Genomic DNA, 6,436 nt, shown 5'->3' with positions numbered 1-6,436 from the left:
CATGGAAACCGCCCCCGTTCCGGCGTGGGGGCCGGGACGGGGGCGGAGCCTCGGGGGTCGACCGGAAGGTCAGCCCATGTGCGGGTAGGAGTAGTCGGTCGGCGGGACCAGCGTCTCCTTGATGGCACGGGTCAGCGTCCAGCGCATCAGGTTCTGCGGGGCGCCGGCCTTGTCGTTCGTGCCGGAGGCGCGGCCGCCGCCGAAGGGCTGCTGGCCGACGACGGCGCCGGTCGACTTGTCGTTGATGTAGAAGTTGCCCGCCGCGTAGCGGAGCTTCTCCATCGCGTGGGCCGCCGCGGCCCGGTCACCGGCGATGATCGAGCCGGTCAGCGCGTACGCCGACACCGACTCCATCTGCTCCAGCATCTCCTCGTACTTGTCGTCCTCGTAGACGTGGACGGCGAGGATCGGGCCGAAGTACTCGGTCGTGAAGACCTCGTTGGCGGCGTCCGAGCACTCGATGACGGTCGGACGGACGAAGTAGCCGACCGAGTCGTCGTAGCTGCCGCCCGCGACGATCGTGCAGGACGGGTCCGACTTCGCGCGGTCGATGGCGGCCTTGTTCTTGGCGAAGGCACGCTCGTCGATCACGGCGCCGATGAAGTTCGACAGGTCGGTGACGTCACCCATCTGGATTCCGTCGACCTCGGCCGCGAACTCCTCCTTGAAGCCGGAGTTCCAGATCGAGGCCGGGACGTAGGCGCGCGAGGAAGCGGAGCACTTCTGGCCCTGGAACTCGAAGGAACCGCGGGTCAGAGCCGTCTTCAGCACCGCGCGGTCGGCGCTGGGGTGCGCGACGACGAAGTCCTTGCCGCCCGTCTCACCGACGATGCGCGGGTAGGACCGGTACTTCTCGATGTTGTTGCCGACCGTCTTCCACAGGTGCTGGAAGGTCTTGGTCGAGCCGGTGAAGTGGATACCGGCGAGCATCGGGTGCTCGAGGGCCACCTCGGAGACGGCGATGCCGTCGCCGGTCACCAGGTTGATGACGCCCTTGGGCAGACCGGCCTCCTCCAGCAGCTGCATCAGCAGCACGGCGGCGTGGGTCTGCGTCGGGGACGGCTTCCAGACGACGACGTTGCCCATCAGCGCGGGCGCGGTCGGCAGGTTGCCGGCGATGGCGGTGAAGTTGAACGGGGTGATCGCGTAGACGAAGCCCTCGAGCGGGCGGTGGTCCAGACGGTTCCACACGCCCGGCGAGTTGGCCGGGGGCTGCTCGGCGAGCAGGTCACGCGCGTACTTGACGTTGAAGCGCCAGAAGTCGATGAGCTCGCAGGGAGTGTCGATCTCGGCCTGCTGGGCGGTCTTCGACTGGCCGAGCATGGTGGAGGCGGCCATCGTCTCGCGCCACGGGCCGGCCAGCAGCTCGGCGGCGCGCAGGATGATCGCGGCACGGTCGTCGAAGGACATCGCGCGCCACGCGGGAGCGGCGGCGAGGGCGGCGTCGATCGCGTCCTGCGCGTCCTGCTGGGTGGCGGCGGCGAAGGTGCCGATGACGGCCTTGTGGTTGTGCGGCTGTACGACGTCGACACGCTCGCCGCCGCCCATCCGCTTCACACCGCCGATGGTCATCGGCAGCTCGATCGGGTTCTCGGCCAGCTCCTTGAGCTTGGCCTCGAGGCGGGCGCGCTCGGGCGAACCGGGGGCGTAGCCGTGCACCGGCTCGTTGACCGGGGCGGGGACCTGGGTGACAGCGTCCATGGGTTCCGTTGCTCCTTAGCGAGGGGTGGGAGGGCTCAGCCCTTGGTGATCATCGAGCGGAGGAAGAAGAGCAGGTTGGCCGGCTTCTCTGCCAGGCGGCGCATGAAGTAGCCGTACCAGTCGGTGCCGTAGGCGGTGTAGACCCGCATCCGGTGGCCCTCCGCCGCGAGGCGGACGTGCTCGTCGCCGCGGATGCCGTACAGCATCTGGAACTCGTAGTCGTCGAGCTTGCGCCCGGCGCTGCGCGCCAGCTCCTGGGTGATGGCGATCAGACGCGGGTCGTGCGACCCGATCATCGGGTAGCCGTCGCCCTCCATCAGGATCTTCAGGACGCGGACGTACGCCTTGTCGATCTCGGCCTTGTCCTGGTGGGCGACGGAGGCGGGCTCCTTGTACGCGCCCTTCACGATCCGGACCCGGCTGCCGGCCTCGGAGAGTCGGCGGGCGTCGTCCTCGGTGCGGAACAGGTAGGCCTGGATCACACAGCCGGTCTGCGGGAAGTCCTTGCGGAGCTCCTCGTGGATGGCAAACATCGAGTCGAGGGTGGTGTGGTCCTCTGCATCCAGCGTAACCGTGGTGCCGATGGCGGCGGCGGCCTCGACGACCGGGCGGACGTTGGCGAGGGCCAGCTCGTGGCCGCCCTCGAGGGACTGGCCGAACATCGACAGTTTGACGGACATCTCGGCCTTGGTGCCGAGGCCGAGGCCCTCGAGCTGCTCGATCAGCTCGAGGTAGGCGTCGCGGGCGGCGGCGGCCTGCTCGCGGGTGGTGATGTCCTCACCGACGACGTCGAGGGTGACCTCGAGGCCCTTGGCCACGGCCTCCTTGACGACCGGAACGACCTGCTCGACCGTCTCACCAGCGATGAACCGGGCGACGACCTGCTTGGTCCCCGGGGCAGCCGACACGAAACGGCGCATCTTGTCGCTGCGCGAAGCGGCGAGGATCACGGGACCCAGCACGGGGCACCTCCACGGAACAGGTGTTGAAGTGGCCGAATCCGGAAGCTCCCGGAAACGGCACGAAGAACCACCCTGAAACTAAGGATGGCGCGGTCGCCGGGCCATCGACAGCTGTCACGCATCCGTGTCCCGGATCTCAGACATATGTCTGAAGGGTGCGAGAATGGGGGCGTGAAAGGCGACTACCAGGACCTCGTCGACGAGATCTCCGCGCTGCTGGCCATGCCGGCGACTCTGGAGAACCGGGACTTCGGGCTGATCGCCTTCGGCGCCCACGACAGCGACAGCGCCTTCGACGAGACCACCCTGGACCCGGTGCGCACCCGCTCGATCCTGACCCGCAGATCGACCCCGGCGGTGCGCGCCTGGTTCGAGGGCTTCGGCATCACCCGTGCCACCGGCCCGGTCCGCATTCCCGCCGCCCCGGACGCGGGTGTCTACCGCGACCGGATCTGTCTGCCGGTCCGCCACCGCGGCGTCGCCCTCGGGTACGTGTGGCTGCTCGACGCGGAGCCGGGACCGTCGGCCGCCCAGCTGTCCGCCGCGATGGAGGTCGCCGAGCGGATCGGGACACTGCTCGCGGACGAGGAGCGGGTCGGCGCGGATCTTTCCCGGGAGCTGCGGGCGGTGCTGTCGGCGGAGCGGGGCTGGCAGTACGACATGGCGGTTGCCGAGCTGGGCACCGGGCTGGGCACGGACGCGGAGGGACTGCACACGCTGGTGTGCGTGACGCCGTGGACGAAGGGCGACGCACCGTCCGTGCGTTCACTGCCCGGGGCCTCCGCCCTGTGCACGGTGCCCCTGCCCGTGCGGTCCGGTGGCGGGCGCACCGTGGAGACGGAGATCTCCGGCGAGGCACCCGGCGGTCCGGCCGGTGCGGTGGCCGCGCTCGTACGGCTCCGTTCCGCGGACAGCCTCTCCCCCGCGCTCTCGGCGGCGTCCCGTCTGGTGGACACGGCGGGCGGCGGCGAGGCGGCCGCCGGCGTGGCGACGCCGCTGCGCGGACTGGCCGGTCTGGGCCGCGCCTGGCGCGAGGCGGCTTCCGCGGCCCGGGCCGCGCGGGCGCAGACCCGGCTCGGGCCCGTCGCCCGGTGGTCGGACATCGGCCCGTACCGCCTGCTGACCGCCCTGCCCGCACAGGCCGCGGAGGATCCCGCGGTACGCGAACTGCTGGCCCCCGCGCACCGCGAACTGGCCCGCACGGCGGAGGTGTTCCTCGACTGCGCCGGCCAGGCGGGGCGCACGGCCACGGCGCTGGGGATCCACCGCCAGACGCTCTACTACCGGCTCGGCCGCGTCGAGCAGCTCACCGGTCTGGACCTCGACGACGGGGAACACCGGCTGCTGCTGCACATGACTCTCAAGAGCGCCCGGCTGTAGCGCCTCACGGCGTCTCGCCGGCCGCCTTCATGACCCGCCGCAGCCCCTTGGTGAGTTCGTCGGCGCGGGTCGCGGTCGCCGGGTCGAACGACCACTGGGCGATGAGCCCCATCATCAGCGTCATGTAGAACTTCCCGAGCGTGTCGACGTCCTCCTCGGCGACATCGGCCTCGGCACCGCCCATGAACATGGGGATGATGCCCCGCGCGCCTTCACGCTGGGCCTGGGCCAGATGGTCGCGCACGGCGGGCAGTTGATCGCCCATGACGACGATCTCCATGCTCAGGTGCCACAGGGAGTCCGGGCCCGACATGGTGGCGATGATGTTCTTCCAGACCGCCTGGAAGCGGTCCGTCGAGCCGGGGCGCGTCCCCGTGGCCGCCTCCTCCGTGGCGTCGAAGTGGTCGGAGACGCCTTCGACCAGGGCGACGTACGCCTCCGCCAGCAGTGCGTCCTTCGAGCCGTAGTGGTAGCCGATCGACGCCAGGTTGGTCCCCGACTCCTTGACGATGTCCCGCGCCGTGGTGCGCACGAAGCCCTTTTCCATCAGGCAGCGCTTCGCGCCCTCGAGCAGATCCTCGCGATGTCCCATGCCAGGCAGCGTACCGGCATGCCATACGAGCGTCCTAGACGCATGTTTTATACAAGCGTTCTAGACAGACGTTTAATGCAGCCGTACATTGCTGCGCATGACCCCACCGAGCACCACCGCGCCCCTTGCCGGCCGCCGCGAATGGACCGCCTTCGTCGTCCTTCTGCTGCCGCTCCTCCTGGTCTCCATGGACGTCTCCGTCCTCTACTTCGCGATCCCCGCCATCAGCCTCGAACTGGACCCGAGCAGCACACAGCAGCTGTGGATCTTCGACATCTACGCCTTCGCCCTCGCCGGGCTGCTGATGACCATGGGATCGCTCGGGGACCGCATCGGCCGCCGCCGGCTGCTCCTCGTCGGGGCCGTCGCGTTCGGCCTCGCCTCGGTCGGCGCCGCGTACGCGCAAAGCGCCGAAATGCTCATCGTCGCGCGGGCGTTGCTCGGCATCGGCGGCGCGACCCTGATGCCCTCGACCATGGCACTCGTGCGCAACATGTTCCGCGACGACAGGCAGCGCACCAAGGCGATCGGCATCTGGTCCGGATGCATGGCCGGCGGCATCGCGCTCGGCTCCGTGATGGGCGGCGTCATGCTGGACCACTTCTGGTGGGGGTCGGTCTTCCTCGTCAACGTGCCCGCGATGCTGCTCCTTCTGGTCCTGGTGCCGGTCCTGGTGCCGGAGTTCAAGGACCCGGCCCCCGGCCGCTTCGACCTGCTCAGCGTGCCGCTGTCGATGGGCGCCGTACTGCCCGTCGTCTACGGGCTCAAGGAGATCGCCGCGGACGGCTACGGCATGGGACCGGCGATGAGCATCACGGCCGGCCTCGCGATCGGATTCGTCTTCGTGCGGCGCCAGCGGGTGCGCGACGACGCGATGATCGGCACGGAGCTGTTCCGGGCCCGCGGCTTCGGCCCCGGCGTCGCCCTCAACACCCTCGCCATGTTCGCCATGATGGGCTCCGCCTACTTCACCACGCAGTACCTGCAGTCCGTGCTCGGCATGGGGCCGCTGGAGGCCGCCCTGTGGAGCACCGCGCCCTCGCTCGCCGTCGGCGTCGCCGCCCCGGTGGCCGGCACGATCGCCGCCAGGACCGACCGGGCCCGGGTGATCGCCGCCGGCTTCCTGATCGCGGCAGCCGGGTTCGCCCTGCTGCTGCTGTCCGGGACCGACTCTCTGTGGATCGTGCTCGGCGCCGCCGCGGTCATCGGCTGCGGCATCGTCACCGTGATGGCGCTCGTCTCCGACCTGGCGCTCGCCGCGTCACCGCCGGAGAGGGCCGGCTCGGCGGCGTCGCTGCTCGAGACGGGACAGGAATTCGGCGGCGCGCTGGGCATGGCCGTCCTGGGCAGCATCGGCGCCGCGGTCTACCGCCGGGACCTCGCCGCCTCGGCTCCCTCGGGCCTGCCGTCCGAGGCCCTCGACACCGCCCGCGAGACCCTCGGCGGCGCGAGCGCCGTCGCCGCGGAACTGGGCGGCCCGGCCGGGGCGCAACTCCTCGCGACGGCGCGCGACGCGTTCGTGCACGGGATGCACGGGGCGGCGATCGGCGGGGCGGTCCTGGTGCTGGCGGGAGCGGGGTGCGCGGTGCTGCTGCGCCGGGGCGTGCGGGGCGCCGGGGGCACCGCGGAGGAGGGGGCGGCGCGGGGCGCGCTGGTGCGGTAGCCGCTGCGCGGCGCGTGTTCCCCTCCCCGCTGTACCGATGTGCGGCTCCGCCGCGCGGCGGGGCAGGCCCGGGAGCCCGGACCGCCCTGCGGGCGGCGTACCGCGCTCCGCGCGGTGCCCTCAATCTCCCCCTACGGC

At 70.9% G+C, this 6,436-nt stretch carries 5 protein-coding genes; 2 read left to right on the top strand and 3 right to left on the bottom strand.

What is annotated here, in order from left to right; translation table 11 throughout:
• Window positions 1-69: 69 nt before the first annotated feature.
• Both pruA and ACWGH4_RS28560 read right to left on the bottom strand, forming a co-directional pair.
• Window positions 70-1,701, bottom strand: coding sequence for an L-glutamate gamma-semialdehyde dehydrogenase (pruA, locus tag ACWGH4_RS28565; RefSeq protein WP_453466006.1), 1,632 nt, complete (start codon window positions 1,699-1,701; stop codon window positions 70-72).
• A 35-nt stretch (window positions 1,702-1,736) separates the two neighbouring features.
• Window positions 1,737-2,663, bottom strand: coding sequence for a proline dehydrogenase family protein (locus ACWGH4_RS28560; protein WP_453466004.1), 927 nt, complete (start codon window positions 2,661-2,663; stop codon window positions 1,737-1,739).
• A gap of 171 nt (window positions 2,664-2,834) precedes the next feature.
• Between ACWGH4_RS28560 and ACWGH4_RS28555 the strand changes: the two genes are divergently transcribed.
• A complete protein-coding gene (locus ACWGH4_RS28555; RefSeq protein WP_453466002.1) occupies window positions 2,835-4,043 on the top strand; it encodes a PucR family transcriptional regulator in 1,209 nt (402 codons plus the stop codon).
• A gap of 4 nt (window positions 4,044-4,047) precedes the next feature.
• Here ACWGH4_RS28555 and ACWGH4_RS28550 read toward each other — a convergent pair whose 3' ends face one another.
• Window positions 4,048-4,635: a TetR/AcrR family transcriptional regulator gene (locus ACWGH4_RS28550; protein WP_453466000.1), complete on the bottom strand. Its 588-nt coding sequence runs from the start codon at window positions 4,633-4,635 to the stop codon at window positions 4,048-4,050.
• Between the two features lie 97 nt (window positions 4,636-4,732).
• Here ACWGH4_RS28550 and ACWGH4_RS28545 point away from each other — a divergent pair, with 97 nt between their 5' ends.
• Window positions 4,733-6,298 carry an MFS transporter gene (locus ACWGH4_RS28545; RefSeq protein WP_453465997.1) on the top strand — a complete coding sequence of 522 codons (1,566 nt, stop codon included), beginning with the start codon at window positions 4,733-4,735 and terminating at the stop codon, window positions 6,296-6,298.
• Window positions 6,299-6,436: the final 138 nt, after the last annotated feature.

The sequence above is a fragment of the Streptomyces sp. NPDC054847 genome (genome assembly GCF_053610925.1).
Note: the sequence above shows the minus strand (reverse complement) of the source record. Positions and strands in the feature narration are given on the sequence as shown.